Origin of the sequence: Metabacillus sp. KUDC1714 (genome assembly GCF_014217835.1) — a bacterium.
GTDB classification, from domain to species: domain Bacteria; phylum Bacillota; class Bacilli; order Bacillales; family Bacillaceae; genus Metabacillus; species Metabacillus rhizosphaerae.
In genome coordinates this window covers 5,455,414-5,473,276 of the sequence record NZ_CP055263.1, presented here as the reverse complement: position 1 = coordinate 5,473,276, position 17,863 = coordinate 5,455,414, and the positions used below count along the sequence as shown (strand labels likewise).

The window sequence follows — 17,863 nt, the reverse complement described above, 5'->3', positions numbered from 1 at the left end:
TTTCTTTTTATGATTGAAATGTGACATAATAGACTAAATAAATGTTGTTTTATGTTTGATTAGGGGGGATTTTATTGGGGTAAGGAGTGTAGGCAACCATCTAAAAAAAATCAATTGGACCGTTAGTCATTATCAGAAAAATTTTATCCTTATTTTGCTTATTGCCAGTATTCCAGGATTAATTACCGGAGTTCTTATTTATTGGCTTGCTGTTGGTGCAGTGGAGGACGAGCTTCGTAAACTTCATGGAGATCAAATTGTACAAAGAGCAAAAAATATTGATGAACAATTTAGGAATTTGGAGTATTCCGCATCGCGTTGGGCGATCGAACCTCGATTTGGAGAATCATTAAGAAGCATAGATCTTGTTAAACAATTTACAGAATCATATGATATTTCAAAAACATTAGTGCGTTTACAAGGAACACATCCTCTTATTAAAGATGTTGACCTTTATTTAGAAGGAGAAAAAAATATCCTCTTTAATTCTGAATATCAACTTTTAAAGGAAAAGGAAATCAGCAAATTTCACCAGACTTTAGAGAATGGAAACATCTATTGGGGTCATTATCCTGGAAAAGATCAAAATGAATCAAGTTTAGCTTTAATTCATACGATCCCTGCAGCTAGTAAACATCCTTTTGGTTCTATTATAATTACCATTAATAGAGAGAAAGCACTTGATTTATTAAAAACACTAACACCCTATGGAAAAGGCGCTACATTTATTTTGAACGGTGATAATCAGGTCATACTTTCAGCAGATAACACTAATGACCAACTGTTTGTAAGCGCTTTAAAAAGAGAGATAACAAAACATGATGAAGATAAAGAATCGTTTCAATTTACTTTTAATAAACAAATCTATTCGGTCTCTTTAGGTCATTTAAATAGAGTTGATTCAGATTGGAAATATGTATCAGCAGCGCCTATGTCATCAATTACGGCACCACTCGTTATTGTTTCGAGAATCATATTAATTATTAGTGCATTAGCTCTTATTTTAGCTATTATTATGTCTTGGTTTGCATCTTATCAGATCTATACACCAATTAGAAATTTAATGAGTAAATTGATGAACGAAACAACTGGAAAATGGAAACCTACTGGAAAAGATGAATTTTTATTAATTGAACAACAATGGGAAGAACTATCACAAAGGAGTCATTTATTACAAAATCGTTTATCAGAACAGGTGACAGAAATAAAGAATAGCTTTGTTGTGCAGCTTGTTCAAGGATATTTTTCTCATTATAAAGAAGAAGATTTAGTAAAGCGAATGAAAAGTTATGGATGGGTAGTTGAAAATCATCAATATATTGCTCTAGATGTTAAACTAACAGGATTGTTTGAATCAAAAGATCGTTTTTCAAATAATGATGAAAGTCTTGTCACCTTTTTAACTGCAAATATTATGGAAGAGTTAGCTAATGAGATTTTTGAACAATATAATGTGATCAAATTCCCTGATCTTTCAGTTGGTTTATTAGTGGTTTATCCATCTGGAACGATGATTAATGAAGATATTCAACGCTTTGCTAATAAGGTAATGGATGCAGTGAATGAAATTATTAACTTGCAAGTAATTGTGTCAATTAGCGAATCTACAAATAGCATCAAAAAAGTCCATTATCTTTTTGAAGAAATGGAAAAGTGGAAACGTCTTCGAATCTTTGAAAATAAAAATCAGATCATCGATCTTAAGGAAATGAGTTCTTTAAAGGATATAAATAGTTTTCGCTATCCCTTTGCAGTTGAAAAAGAAATAATTCAAACGATTAGAATGGGGCATATCGAAGGAATTGAAAAATTAATTCATCAGTTTTTGGAAGAACTTGCTGAGAATGGCAGAAATGAGATTAATATTCAACAGGGAATAAGGCAATTGTATAGCAGTATCCAGCATGAAATTTTACATGCAGGCATCCATCCGCATGATTTATATAATGGTAAAGATATGTTTGAGGAGCTTACACAGGTCCATACAATTGAAAGCTTCACAAAGTGGTTTATAGAATCGATCATCCTACCTTTTAATCAGAGACTTGAAGGCAGAATGAATATGGAATTAAAAAGAATCGTAGAAAAAGTTGTTTTATTGATCCAAGAAAATTATATGAATGACATTTCTTTAGATAGTTGTGCAGAGGAAGCTGGTACAAGCCCTTACTCTCTAAGTAAGGCTTTCAAATTAATTGTCGGGATTAATTTCATTGATTATTTAACAGATATAAGGATTCAAAAAGCAAAGGAATTACTGTTACATTCCACGATGAAAATAAATGATATTGCTGAAACGGTTGGTTATCGTCATAGCTATTTTAATCGAATATTTAAAAAGCAGATGGGTATACCTCCAAGCCAATATCGAAAATTGCATCAAGAAAAAGAGTTGCTGGAAATAGAAAAGGACAGTTAGGTTGTTTGTAGTCTATATTTTTGATAGATTACTAGGTTTGTGACCACTTAAAATGAGTAGGATTGGAGGAAACTGTTTGATGATGCACAGCTATTTATTTGAGAGAGGAAAAAGACTATATTTAAATTCATTGTCATCAACGAATGATATTGCTGATTGGTTAATAGAAGGTGAAGCAAAAGTTAGTTTTGAAGAAAATCGTCTCCAATTAGAAAATAAATTAGATCCATCAGTACATGGAGATAATTCTCATTGGGTATTTTGGTGCCCAATTAACTTTCCAGATAAAGTGATAATCGAATGGGAATTTTATCCGATAAGGGAACCTGGTCTTTGTATGCTATTTTTTGCTGCAACAGGACGTAATGGTGAAGATTTGTTCAGTCCTAAGCTTCCTAAAAGAAACGGTAGGTACCCTGAATATCATTCAGGAGCAATTAATACTTTGCATTTATCCTATTTTCGACATAAACATGCTGATGAAAGAGCATTTCGAACTTGTAATTTACGAAAAAGCTATGGCTTTCATTTAGCAGCTATTGGAGCTGATCCCTTGCCCCCTGTTGAGGATGCAATACCACCATATAAAATGAAGCTAATTAAATATGAAGGAATCGTTCAATTTACGATCAATCAATTACCGGTATTAGAATGGGTAGATGATGGAACCGAATATGGAAGCATATTATCTGGAGGGAAAATTGGGTTTCGACAAATGGCTCCGATGAAGGCAGCTTACCGTAATTTTCAAGTGCATGAGGCAATTTTGTCTAAACTAAATAAGTTGAAATGAATGCACAAAAGGAGAGAAAAATAGAATGCCAAAAGTAATGTTAGCATTTCCTGAAGGAAAACATAAAGTATTAACTTTAAGCTATGATGATGGAAGAGCAGCTGATAGGAAATTAGTAGACATCTTAAATCAATATGGGATAAAGGGAACATTCCATATTAATTCAGGGTTATTAGGGGTTGGAGATCGCATCTCACAGGAGGAAATAATAGAGTTGTACGATGGGCACGAGGTTTCTGCCCATACCGTTACACATCCAACAATTGCAAGATCACCAAAAGAACAATTAGTTGAGGAAATAATCGACGATCGTAAAGGTTTAGAGAGAATAGTCGAGTATCCAGTTAGAGGGTTGTCCTATCCGAATGGTTCTTTCAATCGTCTTATTAAAGAGGTTTTGCCATATCTCGGTATAGAGTATGGTAGGACAGTACATTCAACAGGCGATTTTTCAATGCCTGATGATTTTTTTGAATGGAATCCAACCTGCCATCACAATAAGAATTTAATGAAACTCGCAGAAGATTTTATAAACCTTCAGAAAAAACAATACCTATACATGATGTATGTATGGGGACATAGCTATGAGTTTGACAATGACCAAAACTGGGAACTAATCGAAAGTTTTTGTCAATTTGTCGGCAATCGAAATGATTTTTGGTATGCAACAAATATTGAAATTGTTGACTATATGAAGGCGTTTCAAAACCTAAAATTTTCTGCAGATAGTCAATTTGTCTATAATCCATCAGTTTTGTCTGTTTGGCTTAGTATTGATGGCAACATAGTGAATGTACCTGGTGGAAGTCAAGTGGCTTTAATATAAAAACATTTGAATTTAAATAGACTACAAACTTTAAAAATTTGATATTTCGTTTTTTATAACGTCTTTTGTAATGAGACAAGTTGATAGGAGAAGATATAAATGCAAATGAATGGATTAGTAGGTGGCTTTTATAAAATATCAGAATGGATTATGAAACTAGCATATGTAAACTTATTATGGATTTTATTTACACTTGTTGGATTAATCGTTTTCGGTTTTTTTCCAGCAACCACAGCTATGCTTGCAGTGATTCGAAAGTTAATTATGGGGGAAACAGATATCCCTGTTTTTAAAACTTTTCTAACCTCATATAAGAAAGAGTTCAAGATAAGCAATCTAATAGGAATCATAATGTTTGTTGTTGGATATATTTTGTATTTTGACCTTTCTATTGTTAGGGAAGCAAATGGATTGATAAGGCTAATTTATTTTCCATTGTTAATGATCTTTTTTGGGTATGTCTTAACATCATTTTATTTTTTCCCCGTCATTGTCCATTATGAAACGAAGATTTTTCAGGCAATAAAAAACTCATTTATTATTATGATTTTACACCCATTATCAACGATCATGATGGTAATTGGGATAGTAGCAATTTATTTCTTAATGATAACCATTCCTGGATTAATTCCAATTTTTTGCGGAAGCATCCCCGCATTTGTCATTATGTGGTCTGCACTTCTCGCCTTTTCAAAAATTGAGAAAAAGCAAGAAGTGATCCCTCTCCAAAAATAGAATGATCCCTGCCTAATATCCTGATTTTTTTAGATAGGCAGGGGTAAATTCTACAACAAAAAAATCTCAAATTTCAAAAATGTGCTAAGAGGTAATAAAAATGGTGAAACAAAAAAGTGTGGTTGTTTGTAAAAAAAGATTCAGATAGGTTAAAAAGGAGTCTTTCATTAAAGGTTTTCAAAATGAAGGAAAGGAGGAAAGTGGCAAAAATATCCTAATCTAGAGTATGTAAAGATTAGGTACTATAGCCTATTTTTATTTTAGCAAAAAGTACTAGTTTTTACAATAACCAAAATAGTTTGTTTTTTTTCACAGCTAAGCAAAAAAACTAGGATGGAAGACTTTTTCACATTTTACTTAGTATTTATTGAAAGCGCTTCGCTTTAATCTAATCTGGAGGTTTTTTATGTTTAATAAAACAGGAAATCGATTTAGAAAAACAAATAAATTTATAATTAGCTCAATATTAACTGCTTCACTGTTTGTTCCCCAAGTAACAATGGCAAACAGCACACCTGAACAAGATCCTTCTTACAAAAATTATCAAATGGAATTCTTAGATCGAGGCCTAGTAGCTGTAAATGTAGAAAATGGTGTTTTTATAAGCTGGAGATTGTTAGGGAATGAACCTGAAGATATTTCTTTCAACCTATATCGTGATGGGAAAAAGGTAAATTCCTCACCAATTAAATCGAACACAAACTTTTTGGATAGGAAAGGGAATGCGGATTCTACTTATACTGTACGTGCAGTATTGGATGGTAAATTACAATCGAAATCAAAAGAGATTGGTGTATGGGGGAAAAACTACCTTTCAGTACCGCTAGAAAAACCAGCCGATGGAATTAATCCAGATGGATCAACCTATACCTACCATGCAAATGACGCAAGTGTTGGTGATCTTGATGGGGATGGTCAATATGAAATTGTATTAAAATGGGATCCATCGAACTCACAAGACAATTCAAGAAACGGTGTGACAGGTGAGGTCTTTGTCGATGCGTATGAAATGGATGGAAGCCATTTATGGAGGATTGGCCTTGGGAAAAATATTAGAGCTGGTGCCCATTATACGCAATTTATGGTTTATGACCTAGATGGAGATGGTAAATCAGAGGTAGCATTAAAAACCGCTGATGGAACAACGGATTCGACAGGTAAGGTTATTGGTGACCCAATTGCCGATTATAGAAATGCAGAAGGTAGAGTATTAGAAGGGCCTGAGTTCTTATCGATTTTTAATGGAGAAACTGGCCAGGAACTTGTGACAACTGATTTTGAACCAGCAAGAGGAAACGTAACGGATTGGGGCGATGGATATGGGAATCGTGTGGATCGCTTCTTAGCAGGGATTGCTTACCTTGATGGTGAAAGACCAAGCCTCATTATGGCGCGTGGTTATTATGAAAAAACAATGCTAGTTGCCTATAATTTTCGCGATGGAAAATTGACGAAGGAGTGGACGTTTGATAGTGACACACCAGGAAATGAAGGATATGCTGGCCAAGGAAATCATAATCTAAGTGTGGCAGATGTAGATGACGATGGAATGGATGAAATCATCTATGGTGCAATGGCAATTGATGATGACGGTAAAGCCTTATATACAACAGGATTGGGACATGGAGATGCGATGCATTTAGGTGATTTAGATCCAAATCATCCAGGTATGGAAGTATTTCAAGTGCATGAAGATAAAAACTCTGCATTTGGAATGGAGTACAGAGATGCTGATTCAGGGGAAGTTCTTTGGGGGATTTTTACTGGAAGAGATACTGGAAGAGGAATGTCTGCTGATATTGATCCTCGTTATGAAGGTGAAGAGGTTTGGGCAAGAGGTGGCATATACTCAAGTACTGGAGAATTAATAACAGAAGCTATGCCATCATCAACGAATTTTGGCATTTGGTGGGATGGCGACTTATCCCGTGAGCTCCTAGACCATAATTGGGATGAGTCTATAGGTTATGGAACAGGTAAAATTGATAAATGGGATTATGAAAACAATACAACTGTTAATCTACTATCAGCAGAAGGTTCAGCATCTAATAACTACACAAAGGGCAATCCAAGCTTGCAGGCCGATCTATTTGGTGACTGGCGTGAAGAAGTAATGTGGAGAGCAGCAGATAGTAGTGAGCTAAGGATTTATACAACAACAAACATGACGAATCAACGCATTTTTACTCTTATGCATGATCGCGTTTATCGTTTAGGGGTTTCGTGGCAAAATGTTGCCTATAATCAGCCGCCACATACAAGCTTTTATCTAGGTCATGGCATGAAAAATCCATCTGCACCAAAAATGTATGTTGTATCACAAATTGATGTGGATGTGTCACCGAACGTGCTTAATACAAATAAAAACAGTAGTGAAAATTCCGTTACAGCTAAAGTGAAAACAGCTTTAGGATCAAAAATAACATCTGTAAAAATGAAAATCAACGACATAACAATAATAGGAGCTCCAAAAGGAAACACGCTCAAATTTAATCAACAAGACATCATTAGTGCACTAAACGGTGAGAATGGGGAAATTGAGGTATCCATAACAGGCTCACTAGAGAATGGGAATTATTTTGTAAGTGAAGATATGTTTAGGATTATTAATCGCTAATAACTAGCAACCGTTTACTTTTCAACAATAATATTCATTTAAACAAAGGAGCGACTATTTTGGGACAAGGGAAACTATTGGGTTTAATAAGTGTTATTCTTCTGTTATCAATTTTTATGCAAGGTATGGCGGTAACCCCTCAAGTAGAGGCATCACAAGCAGCTCCGAAAAAATATCAATTTGACTTTGGAGAAGGTCCTGTAGAAAAGGGGTTTACGGGAGTTAGCGCAACTACTCGTTATAATGAGAAAATGGGCTATGGATTTAACACACCAGAAAACATGAAGAATGTTACAGCTGCAGGAACAGGGGTTGCTAGTGATGCTGTTCAATTTTTAGCCTTTGGCACGAAAAGTGAAAACACATTCAATGTTGATCTTCCTAATGGGCTTTACGAAGTAACTGTAACACTTGGTGATACTGCAAGAGCAAGCGTTGCTGCTGAAGGAGTTTTTCAACTCATCAATATGACTGGAAACGCAGCAACAGATACATTTCAAATCCCCATTACAGACAATCAATTAAATCTACTTGTTACAGAAGGGAAAGTTGGTACAAACTTTACTCTTAGTGCTATTGAGATCAAGAAATTATCTAAACATGCTGTAATGAAACCGACAATTTATATTGGTGGTGACTCTACAGTTTGTAACTATTACCCATTAGCGAATAGTTTACAAGCAGGTTGGGGACAACTTTTGCCAGAGTTTGTTGATACGGAAACATATCAAATACGAAATATGGCTTCAGGGGGGCAAATTGCTAGGGGATTTAGAGACGATGGTCAGCTTGAAGCAATCTTGAAGTATATTAAACCAGGTGACTATTTTCTGTTACAGTTAGGAATTAATGACACAAATCCAAAAAATATGACAACCGAAGCAGAATTTAAAGAGATAATGAGAGACATGGTTAGACAAGTTAAAGATAAAGGAGCGATGGTGATACTATCAACTCCTCAAGGAAGGGCAACAGATTTTAATTCAGATAATGTTCATAATTCAGAAAATAGATGGTATAGACATTCCATTTTAGCTTTAGCTAAGGAAGAAAAAGTACCATTAGTAGATCTAAATGTACTAAGTTCAACTTATTTTACATCAATAGGTCCTGAAGCTTCAGGTAAACTTTATATGCCTGGAGATAGCTTACACCCTAACCGTGAGGGTGCAAGACAACTTGCCCAAATTGTAGCTGATGATTTGAATAGACAAGGGTTTGAAGGATTTATGTCTCGATAATATTAATGGAAAATGAAATAGTAACTTAATAGACAAGGCTGTATAAAAGCTAGCCCTTTATACAGCCTTTTTTTTGTATTTTCAAGCATTTACCTCTCATGGTGTAAAAAAATTGATCTCAAAAAGAAATGAAAAATTTTCTATTTATATAATTATAATGTAATCAAGGATTGATTATAGTAAAATAGTCATTAATCGGCAATATTCAAGGAGAGAATTATGGCGAAAAAAGTAAAATGGCTATTATTATATATTATATTCAGCTTCGTTTGGATTATTGTTACTGATAACTTAATTGTCTATAACGGAATCCCCAAAGACATTCATTTAATTTTTCAAAATATTAAAGGATGCATATTTGTTGTGCTAACGAGTGTGTTTTTTTACTATTTAATAGTGAAAAAGGAAGCATATGAAAAAGAAAGGCAAGAGAAAAATAAGTTAAATATATTAATAAATTCAATGGTCGACTTTGTTAATTTTAAAGATGGTGATGGCAGATGGACGGAGGCAAATGAGTTTGCATTAAAGCTATTTCAAATTGAGAATGTTGATTACCGAGGTAAAAAGGATTCTGAGCTAGCTGACTTTAGCAATTTTTATGGTGATGCGCTAAGATATTGTGAAATATCAGATGAAGAAGCATGGTTAAAAGGTGAGGTTAGTCAGTGTATTGAAGAAATCCCTATGCCAGATGGAACGGTTAAAACGTTTAATACGATAAAGGTTCCAATATTTAATGAAAATGGAACAAGAAAAGAGCTCGTCGTATTGGGACGCGATGTAAGTGATAGGATTGCTGCTGAAAGGAAATTGGCAGAAAGTGAACAAAGATATAAATCATTGTTTGAATTTAATCCAGAATTAGTATATATGATTGATCTACAAGGAAATCTTACAAACGTAAATGACCATTTTTATAAATATACTGGCTATAACAAGGAAGATTTCTTACAAAAGTCAGTACTATCTCTTATCGTTGAAAATGATCGTCGACGGGTTAGTGAAGCCTATATAAAGGTGATTAAAGAAAACAAACCATGGATTAATGAAGAAATTGAGATTATTAAAAAGGATCAGTTAAAGAAGAGTTTACGTTGTACTGCAGTTCCTATGATCATTAATAATGAGACAGTAGGAGTGATTGGGTATGCCGTTGATATAACAAAAGAAAAAGAAACGATGCAACTACTTCGAAAAACTGAGAAGCTTTCAGTTGTTGGGGAATTGGCTGCAAGTGTTGCACATGAAATCAGGAATCCGTTAACATCATTAAAAGGATTTCTTCAAATGCTCCAATCCTCAAGTGATGAAAATCAAATGTATTATAAAATTATGCTTGAAGAAATTGAACGAATAAATATTATCTCAAGTGAGCTATTAGTTTTAGCAAAGCCGCAACAAATTCATTTTCAAAAACGAAATATAAATGAGTTGCTATCAAATGTGAAATCATTGCTTGAGTCTGAAGCAAATTTATATGGCGTTGAGTTAGAAATTTTAACAAATGATAGGCTCCCACTTGTAGATTGTGAGTCTAATCAATTAAAACAGTTATTTATAAACATAATCAAAAATTCTATAGAAGCTACATCAAAAAAAGTGCAAGTTTCTATTAATAAAACAGATCACGACCATATTTGTATTCTGTTTAAAGATGACGGATGTGGGATAGACCAAGAGAGGTTAAAGCATTTAGGAGAGCCCTTTTATTCAATGAAGGAGAAAGGGACAGGCTTAGGGTTAACCGTTAGCTATAGAATTGTCGAGTTTCATAAAGGTCAAATTCAGTTCCAGAGTAAAGTGAATGAAGGAACAACTGTAAGGCTTGTCTTACCAATTAATAAATAAAGAAAGAAAAATCCCTATACATCAAATGCCGAATAGCAAATGATGCATAGGGATTTTTTATAGTTGAAATTCAAGCACAAATTATAATTACTTAAAGCTTCTGAGATTATATCTGGATAATGTTGTAAATGAACAATCACAAATAGTTGGTAAAGTCGTATATTATAAAGTGGCAACTCACCTAAAGGAGCTGATTTGAAGTGACTCATTACTATTGTCAACCTATGTATAATCCGGTATATTATCCCAATGGATACCCAGTAAGACAGGTAACTACAATCCCCTACAATTATTACTATCAACAGCAAGGTAGACAATTTCCTGATGTCGATCCTACATTATTTGAACAATCGGCTAAATCAATGCAACATTTAATGAAAGAAGCAAGTTTGGTTTTAAATGAGCTAGCAAAGTCAAAACCGTTTGCTAAAAAGGTTATGGATGCAGCACAGCAATCAAATATGAAGGAAGTTGATCAGTTAATCAAGTCGACCGGTATTAAGTCAAAGGTAGAGACAACTTTTAATCCTGATGGAATTAACCTAAAGCTATCGTCTAAAGTTGGTGGTTCGGATTGTTGTCACTTAACAATTGGGCTTAGATGGCTGTAAATTGATTAACTTAATTTATGCAAAACGAGATGGAGCTACCAATTTCGTGTATATTCCCTTATTAATCCTGCGTTCACATTCAATAAAGTTTAACACAACCTAAATAGCTCCCCTCTGTCCCATAATATTAGTAAATTATAAAGACCCCCCTTCTGATGGGAATCTTGGCTTATCCTTGAAATTTGCAAATATTAAATCAAAATCGCATATGAATCCTTCAAATTACATTTTGTTTGAACAATTGTCGAAAGCGTTTATAATAAGGATATGGAAAACATTACATTAGTAATATTTTCTAAACTAATAAAAGGTGAATCAATATTAATTCCTAAAGTTTAGGTAAATATCACTAAATATTTATAGTTAATTAGAACTGATGTTTAATAAGAGATTTATAGATTTTATTTAAAAACCTCCATGAGTAAGTCCTTTTTCATAGTTCAAAGTTAATGTGAATCCTTAACGTTTAATAAGTAAAAATATCAATATTTAGTAAGAAACACTCTTTGTAATTGGAGGAAAGTAAATGGCAGGAGAAACAATTTTAATAATAGATGATGATGAGGATATCAGATCGATTTTACAACTGTACTTGTCAAAAGAGGGGTACTCTGTTACCGTATCTGGATTTGGAAATACTGCAATAAAATTAGTCGATCTCCATCGTCCCAATTTAATCATTTTAGATGTGTTACTCCCTGATATGGATGGATATGAGGTTTGTCGATTATTGCGTCAAAACACAAGTGCACCAATTTTATTTTTAAGCTCAAAAGAAGATGATTTTGATAAAATTTTAGCGCATCGAATTGGTGGAGATGATTACATAACAAAGCCCTTTAGTCCTGCATTACTTGTTGCTAAAGTACAAGCTCATCTACGTAGAAATAAAAATATTTCACATCAAGTATATAAACTGGATGAATGGACTGAAGACTCTGTATTGGTTTTTCCAGGGCTAACAATAGATAAAAACAGCTGTGTTGTAAAAGTAAATAAAAAAGCGATACCACTATCAGCAAAAGAATATCAGCTATTATGCTTGTTAGCAGAAAATCCAAATCGAGTCTTTACCGTGGAGCAGATGTTTGAACGGGTTTGGGGTGAAGAAAGTCTTGGTGATTATAGAACTGTAATGGTACACATCAGTAATTTGCGTAAAAAAATTGAACCACATCCTACAGAGCCAATTTATGTCTTAACCTTAAGAGGTATGGGGTATAAATTTAATGGCTTTTTTGATGATTAATATCACCATAAGTCTGTAAAAAATTTTTAATCTCTTCTTTTGTAATTCCTAGAGTGAATGCTTCTTGAATCAGCTTTACCCATTCATAATCGAGATCTCTATTTGAATCAGATAAAGTGAAATGCTTAAACTTTTCCATTTGAAACCTCCGTCATGATATTTGATAACCTTATCATACTTTATAAACTATAAAGCTTGTATAAGGTTTCTTAAAGATTAGTTAAAGAATGCAAATAAATTCCATAAGCAAAAGGTGGATGACAAATGGAATCATTAAGTAGGTATCAATCATTAGAGGAAATATCAAGCAATCACTTATATACTCTTTATAAAGGATTTTCTACTGATACTAGAAAGAATGTGCTTCTTAAGATAGTAAAGGAGCAACACGTTTCAAAAAAAACAATCGCTTCCATACAGCATGAATATGATTTAGTTCAATCAATTGAGATTGAAGAAATATTACGACCTATAAGTTTGGAAACTGATGGTAGGCAACCTTATGTGGTATATGAATATTTTCCTTGTGAAACGTTGAACACCTACCTCAAGAAAAAAGAAAAATTGAAAGTAGACGAGTTTTTAAGAATGACTATTAAGCTTGCAACGGCATTAGTTAATCTTAATCGCCATCAACTTGTACATAAAAACATTAACCCTTCTACGATTTTACTTAATCATACTTCAAATGAACTTAAACTTACTGGTCTCCAATATACTCAAAAAAATCGAATAAGTAACAATCAAATACCTATTGATAAAGAGATGGACATCGAATTAGCCTATATATCTCCAGAGCAAACTGGAAGAATCAATCGAAATGTAGATTTTCAATCAGACCTTTATACACTTGGTGTCGTTTTTTATGAAATGCTAACAGGTCAAACACCTTTTGTTGTAGAATCACCATTTGATTGGATCCATGCGCACTTAACAAAACAACCACCTCCTTTAACAGATCTAAATGAAGATGTTCCTGAAATCCTAGCAAATATTATTATGAAACTTCTAAGTAAATCTCCAATTGATCGCTATAAGAGTTCGTATGGCTTAAGAGAGGACTTAATCACTTGTCTCCAACATTATGAAAATGGACAACTAACCTCGTTTGCAATAGGGAAAAAAGATACATTTATGAATATAGAGACAAATAATCGATTATTTGGAAGAGAAGAAGAAGTAAATAAGTTAATATCCATATGTAATCGTACTCTTGAAAACGGTGAAACACAGCTTATGCTCATATCTGGTGAATCAGGAACAGGAAAAACAGCGATAGTGGATGAAGTGTTGCAGGAATTAAATAAGAAACAGACATTTTTAATTCGAGGAAAGTTTGACCTTCTCCTTAAGCAAAGTCCTTATAGTGCCATACTTGATGCATTTAAAATGCTTTTTAAGCAAATTCTCACAGAAGATGAAACAAATATTAACAAGTGGGGTCGTTTGATTGAAGATGAAATAGGATCTAATCTAACAATTTTATTAAGTGTTTTACCTGAATTGAAATGGCTTGTAAATAAAGAGAATGAAGAAATTGAATTGACGGCAGTAGATATGTCCTCACATTTTTATTATTTATTTCAAAAGCTTGTACGTGTATTTACTCAAAAAAATCATTCGCTCATTTTATTTTTAGATGATTTGCAATGGGCAGATAGTGCTTCTTTAGAATTGATAGAGTATTTAATTTCAAATCAAGATACACATTATTTTTTAATGATAGGAGCCTATCGAGAAAACGAGATAACGTCAGAACATCTTTTATATCAAACGATTAGTCACTTAAAAGATGAAAGAAAGGTACAAACTATTACTCTTGATGCTTTATCCTATGATATAGTAAGCGATTGGATTCAGTCATATCTATCAGAGCAAAAAGAAGATGTTAGAGTGTTAAGTACAACTATTTATCGAATTACACAGGGAAATCCATTCTTCATTAAACAATTACTACTATCTTTTTATGAAAATAACATTCTATTTTTTAATGAAAAGAGCGGAAACTGGTCGATTGATGAAACAAAATTATCACAAGCCTCCATTCAAGATAACGTTGTTTTTTATTTAATCAATCGCTTGAAAAAGTTACCAGAAACAACACTAAGGCTTATTCAAATAGCAGCGTGCATAGGTAATCAATTTGATTTACATACAGTTTATAAAATAGCAAAACAAGATCAATTAAGTACGAGTAGAATAATCGATACTGCAATTGACATGGGGCTTCTTCTTCCAGCGCACGAAAATGTAGATAAAAGGGAGAGTAAACAAGATATTAGTGATGTTTCTACTTCTAACTATCGTTTTATCCATGACCGCGTTCAACAGGCAATCTATTCAACAATGTCAAACAAAGAAACGTCAACTAACCATCTGGCAATTGGGAGAGAGCTTATTCAAGATGAAATGACTGAATCACAATTAGTAAATGTAGTCTATCATCTTAATCTAGCTCGACATTTACTGCCTGAAAAGGAAACGATCATGCTAGCCAAAATGAATGTAAATGCTGGAGAATTCGCGAAAAATACAGCAGCCTATCAAGCAGCATTAATATATTACAAGGTTGCATACGAATTATTAGGTGAGGATTGGAAGAATCACTATGATTTTACATTTAACCTACTTAAGGGCTTAGGTGAAGCACAGTATTTAAACAGTAAGTTCGATCAATCTGAACATACGTTTAATACATTGCTCAAGCATGCAAAAACAAAGGTTGAAAAACTATCGATTTATAATCTGAAAATCACATTGTATACACATGTTCACCGTGTAGAAGAAGCGGTTGAAGCAGGCTTAGCAGGATTGCAATTAATGAATCAGAAATTTCCTTTTAAACCGAATAAACTACATATTGTCAAAGAATTACTTTTTGTTAAAATAGCTTTCGCACTAAAACAACCGAAAGACTTATTGAAATTGCCAGAAATGGAAAGTGAAGAAAATCGTTTAATTTTGCGGACATTGATCCAATTAAATGCTCCGACCTATCATGTAGATCAAAACCTTTCAACTATTTTCATGCTAAAAGCGATGAGAATGACGATTAAGTTTGGTCTAACAGAATTTAGTCCATTAGTTTTTAATAATTATGCACTCATTTTAAGTGCAGGTTTTCATGATTTTAAGCAAAGCTATGAATTTGGAAAGCTAGCTTTATTGTATGCTGAAGAGAATGGCAATATAGGTATAAAAGGTAGGGTATCCTTTGTTTTCGCAAGCTTTGTGAACCATTGGAAAAACCATATAAAGGATAATATTAAGTATCTGGAACAATCGCAAAAATATTGTCTACAGGCGGGGAACATTCATCTCGCTGGAGCAAATAGTTCATTTCTCGTCATTTCTCATTTTATTAAAGGAACACTCTTAGAAGAGCTTAAGAATATTATTCAATTACAGAAAACCTTCATTGAAGATATTAAATATCCAATCTCGGCAGGCTTTATGGCAGAAATGCAGGAATGGCTTGACTATCTTACGAGTGATAAACGGATTGAATGGCAGTTTACTAAAATTATTGATGATGATTCTGCCAAAATCATTCATTATACAATGCGTCTACATATGGCCTACTTATTTAATAAGGATAAATTTGCTAATCAAGTATTAAAGGAATTAGCACCTTTAGTGAATAGTCGCTTAACATTAGTAATCGCACCAGAATTTTATTTTTTCGAAGCATTATGGCTATTGAAGTTTATTAGACTAGGAAAGACCACTATTTTGAGTAAAAGGGAATCGCTTAAAAAGATAAAACGAAATATACGAAAGCTAAAAAAATATGCTAAGTTGTCACCTGAAAATTATGAGTCTAAGAAAATGCTAGTTATGGCGGAGTTAGCTGCAATTACAAACAATAAGCAAACTGCAGAGGCGTATTTTGATATAGCGATCCAATCTAGTGAAGAAAATCAGTTTCTTCAAATGGTCGCTTTATGTAATGAAGCAGCTGGTCGATTTTACGCAGAGCAGAAGAAAAATAAAATTGCAGGTCTATACTTTACTGAAGCTTATAACAGCTACCTAAAATGGGGGGGCACTAAGAAAGCACAACATCTGTCTGATAAATATCGAACATACATGCTAGACAATGTAGAAGTCAAGAAAACGTTCTATGAAGGTCGAGCAGAGAATTATGATTTAAATGCAGTATATAAAGCAGCACAAATTATATCAAGTGAAATGAAAATTGAGCAATTGTTAGAAAAAGTTATCCATATTACGATGGAAAATGCAGGTGCAACGAAAGGGACAATTTTATTTAAACAAGGTGAGGAATTAATTGTTGTTGCTCATGAAAATTATAGGCTTGAAGAATCCGTACATAGAGATAATAATTTTTCACCTAATATTGTTCAGTATGTAAATCGAACTGGTAACATTGTTCAATTAGATGATGCAAGTAATATAGGTATTTTTCAAGAAGACGAATACGTCCTAAAAACGAAGGCGAAATCTATTATTTGTATACCAATTTTCTATTATCAAAAGTTAAAAGGGATTCTATATTTGGAAAACGAAAAGGTGACAAATGTGTTTTCAAAGGAACGGATTAGCTTCTTAACGCTACTATCAACGCAGGCGGCGATATCGATTGAAAATGCTCAGCTCTACAAAAACCTTGAGGATAAAGTTAAAGAAAGAACAGCCGAGCTTCAACAAGTTAATCAAACCCTTGAGGAGGCAAATAAGTATTTAGCACAATCAGAAGAAATAAGGAGAGAGTTACTATCCAATATTTCACATGATTTGCGAGCACCAATTGCAAGTATACAAGGGTATATGGAAGCAATACTAGATGGATTAGCGAACACGGAAGCAAAGCGAGATGAATACATACGAAATAGCATTTCACGTATAAAAGGATTAAATGTCCTTATTAACGATTTGTTTGATTTAACCCAATTGGAATCAGGCAATCTTTCTTTTAACTTTGATTATGTTCCAGCTGATAAACTGTTGGAAAACATAAAAAGCAAATTTCTCTACGAAGTCACAAGAAAAAATTTGTATTTACAGCTTGAGTTAAATGAAGATATGGAACTCTTTCCGTTAATTGAGATTGATGTTGAGAGGATAGGACAAGTTTTCGCTAATTTGATTACAAATGCAGTTAAACATACAAATAGTGGTGGGATTCATCTGAAATTAGAGATAGTGGAACAAAATGTAATAATCTCTTGCCGTGATACTGGTTTAGGGATTGCTTATGAAGATTTGCCTTATATATTTGAAAGAAACTTCACAAAAGCGAATCACCCTTCAAGAAAAGGGCATGGTCTTGGTCTGGCAATTTGTAAAGAAATCATCAAACATCACAACGGAGAAATTTGGGCAGAGAGTGAGATTGGAAAAGGTACCACGATTTATATACAGCTTCCTGTTGTTCGTGTGGAGGAAGAATTAGTATTAACTTAGGTCGGATTTGTTTTTACACGTGCTTGGTATCAAAACATGTAAGTGTTTATAAAAAAAAACGTGACTTACATTTAATGGTAAATATGATCTAAAT

The 17,863-nt window shown here is 33.5% G+C and carries 11 protein-coding genes; 10 read left to right on the top strand and 1 reads right to left on the bottom strand.

Annotation, left to right across the window (positions count from 1 at the left end; genetic code table 11):
- Window positions 1-55: 55 nt before the first annotated feature.
- From HUW50_RS25225 to HUW50_RS25185, 9 genes are all read left to right on the top strand, one after another.
- The gene (locus HUW50_RS25225) at window positions 56-2,419 is read left to right on the top strand and encodes a helix-turn-helix domain-containing protein (RefSeq protein ID WP_083964475.1); all 2,364 of its coding nucleotides are present in this window, start codon (window positions 56-58) and stop codon (window positions 2,417-2,419) included.
- An 82-nt stretch (window positions 2,420-2,501) separates the two neighbouring features.
- Window positions 2,502-3,212 carry a DUF1961 family protein gene (locus HUW50_RS25220; RefSeq protein ID WP_066327746.1) on the top strand — a complete coding sequence of 237 codons (711 nt, stop codon included), beginning with the start codon at window positions 2,502-2,504 and terminating at the stop codon, window positions 3,210-3,212.
- Between the two features lie 25 nt (window positions 3,213-3,237).
- Entirely contained in the window at window positions 3,238-4,038 is an 801-nt protein-coding gene (locus HUW50_RS25215; RefSeq protein WP_066327574.1) for a polysaccharide deacetylase family protein, read from the top strand.
- 99 nt (window positions 4,039-4,137) lie between these two features.
- Window positions 4,138-4,773, top strand: a complete 636-nt coding sequence (locus HUW50_RS25210; RefSeq protein ID WP_083964474.1) for a YesL family protein — start codon at window positions 4,138-4,140, stop codon at window positions 4,771-4,773.
- A 499-nt stretch (window positions 4,774-5,272) separates the two neighbouring features.
- Window positions 5,273-7,390, top strand: a complete 2,118-nt coding sequence (locus HUW50_RS25205; RefSeq protein WP_185654120.1) for a rhamnogalacturonan lyase — start codon at window positions 5,273-5,275, stop codon at window positions 7,388-7,390.
- Window positions 7,391-7,506: 116 nt separating this feature from the next.
- Window positions 7,507-8,631, top strand: a complete 1,125-nt coding sequence (locus tag HUW50_RS25200; RefSeq protein ID WP_066327729.1) for a rhamnogalacturonan acetylesterase — start codon at window positions 7,507-7,509, stop codon at window positions 8,629-8,631.
- Between the two features lie 219 nt (window positions 8,632-8,850).
- A complete protein-coding gene (locus HUW50_RS25195; protein WP_185653476.1) occupies window positions 8,851-10,482 on the top strand; it encodes a PAS domain-containing sensor histidine kinase in 1,632 nt (543 codons plus the stop codon).
- A gap of 200 nt (window positions 10,483-10,682) precedes the next feature.
- On the top strand, window positions 10,683-11,093 hold the full coding sequence (locus HUW50_RS25190) for a YuzC family spore coat inner layer protein (RefSeq protein ID WP_232328978.1): 411 nt from the start codon (window positions 10,683-10,685) through the stop codon (window positions 11,091-11,093).
- Window positions 11,094-11,619: 526 nt separating this feature from the next.
- Entirely contained in the window at window positions 11,620-12,342 is a 723-nt protein-coding gene (locus tag HUW50_RS25185) for a response regulator transcription factor (protein ID WP_185653475.1), read from the top strand.
- On the opposite strand, the gene HUW50_RS25180 is transcribed toward HUW50_RS25185, so the two are convergent.
- Window positions 12,320-12,481, bottom strand: a complete 162-nt coding sequence (locus tag HUW50_RS25180; RefSeq protein ID WP_083964473.1) for an anti-repressor SinI family protein — start codon at window positions 12,479-12,481, stop codon at window positions 12,320-12,322. The two genes, HUW50_RS25185 and HUW50_RS25180, sit on opposite strands and share 23 nt — an antisense overlap.
- Window positions 12,482-12,606: 125 nt before the next feature.
- Between HUW50_RS25180 and HUW50_RS25175 the strand changes: the two genes are divergently transcribed.
- Window positions 12,607-17,769 carry an ATP-binding sensor histidine kinase gene (locus HUW50_RS25175; protein WP_185653474.1) on the top strand — a complete coding sequence of 1,721 codons (5,163 nt, stop codon included), beginning with the start codon at window positions 12,607-12,609 and terminating at the stop codon, window positions 17,767-17,769.
- The last annotated feature ends 94 nt before the right edge of the window (window positions 17,770-17,863 follow it).

Excerpts from the sequence above, each read along its gene's own strand:
- HUW50_RS25220 (WP_066327746.1), top strand. The coding sequence starts at position 2,502 with ATGCACAGCTATTTATTTGAGAGAGGAAAAAGACTATATTTAAATTCA.
- HUW50_RS25215 (WP_066327574.1), top strand. The coding sequence starts at position 3,238 with ATGCCAAAAGTAATGTTAGCATTTCCTGAAGGAAAACATAAAGTATTA.
- HUW50_RS25210 (WP_083964474.1), top strand. The coding sequence starts at position 4,138 with ATGCAAATGAATGGATTAGTAGGTGGCTTTTATAAAATATCAGAATGG.
- HUW50_RS25205 (WP_185654120.1), top strand. The coding sequence starts at position 5,273 with ATGGCAAACAGCACACCTGAACAAGATCCTTCTTACAAAAATTATCAA.
- HUW50_RS25200 (WP_066327729.1), top strand. The coding sequence starts at position 7,507 with ATGCAAGGTATGGCGGTAACCCCTCAAGTAGAGGCATCACAAGCAGCT.
- HUW50_RS25195 (WP_185653476.1), top strand. The coding sequence starts at position 8,851 with ATGGCGAAAAAAGTAAAATGGCTATTATTATATATTATATTCAGCTTC.
- HUW50_RS25185 (WP_185653475.1), top strand. The coding sequence starts at position 11,620 with ATGGCAGGAGAAACAATTTTAATAATAGATGATGATGAGGATATCAGA.
- HUW50_RS25180 (WP_083964473.1), bottom strand. The coding sequence starts at position 12,481 with ATGGAAAAGTTTAAGCATTTCACTTTATCTGATTCAAATAGAGATCTC.
- HUW50_RS25175 (WP_185653474.1), top strand. The coding sequence starts at position 12,607 with ATGGAATCATTAAGTAGGTATCAATCATTAGAGGAAATATCAAGCAAT.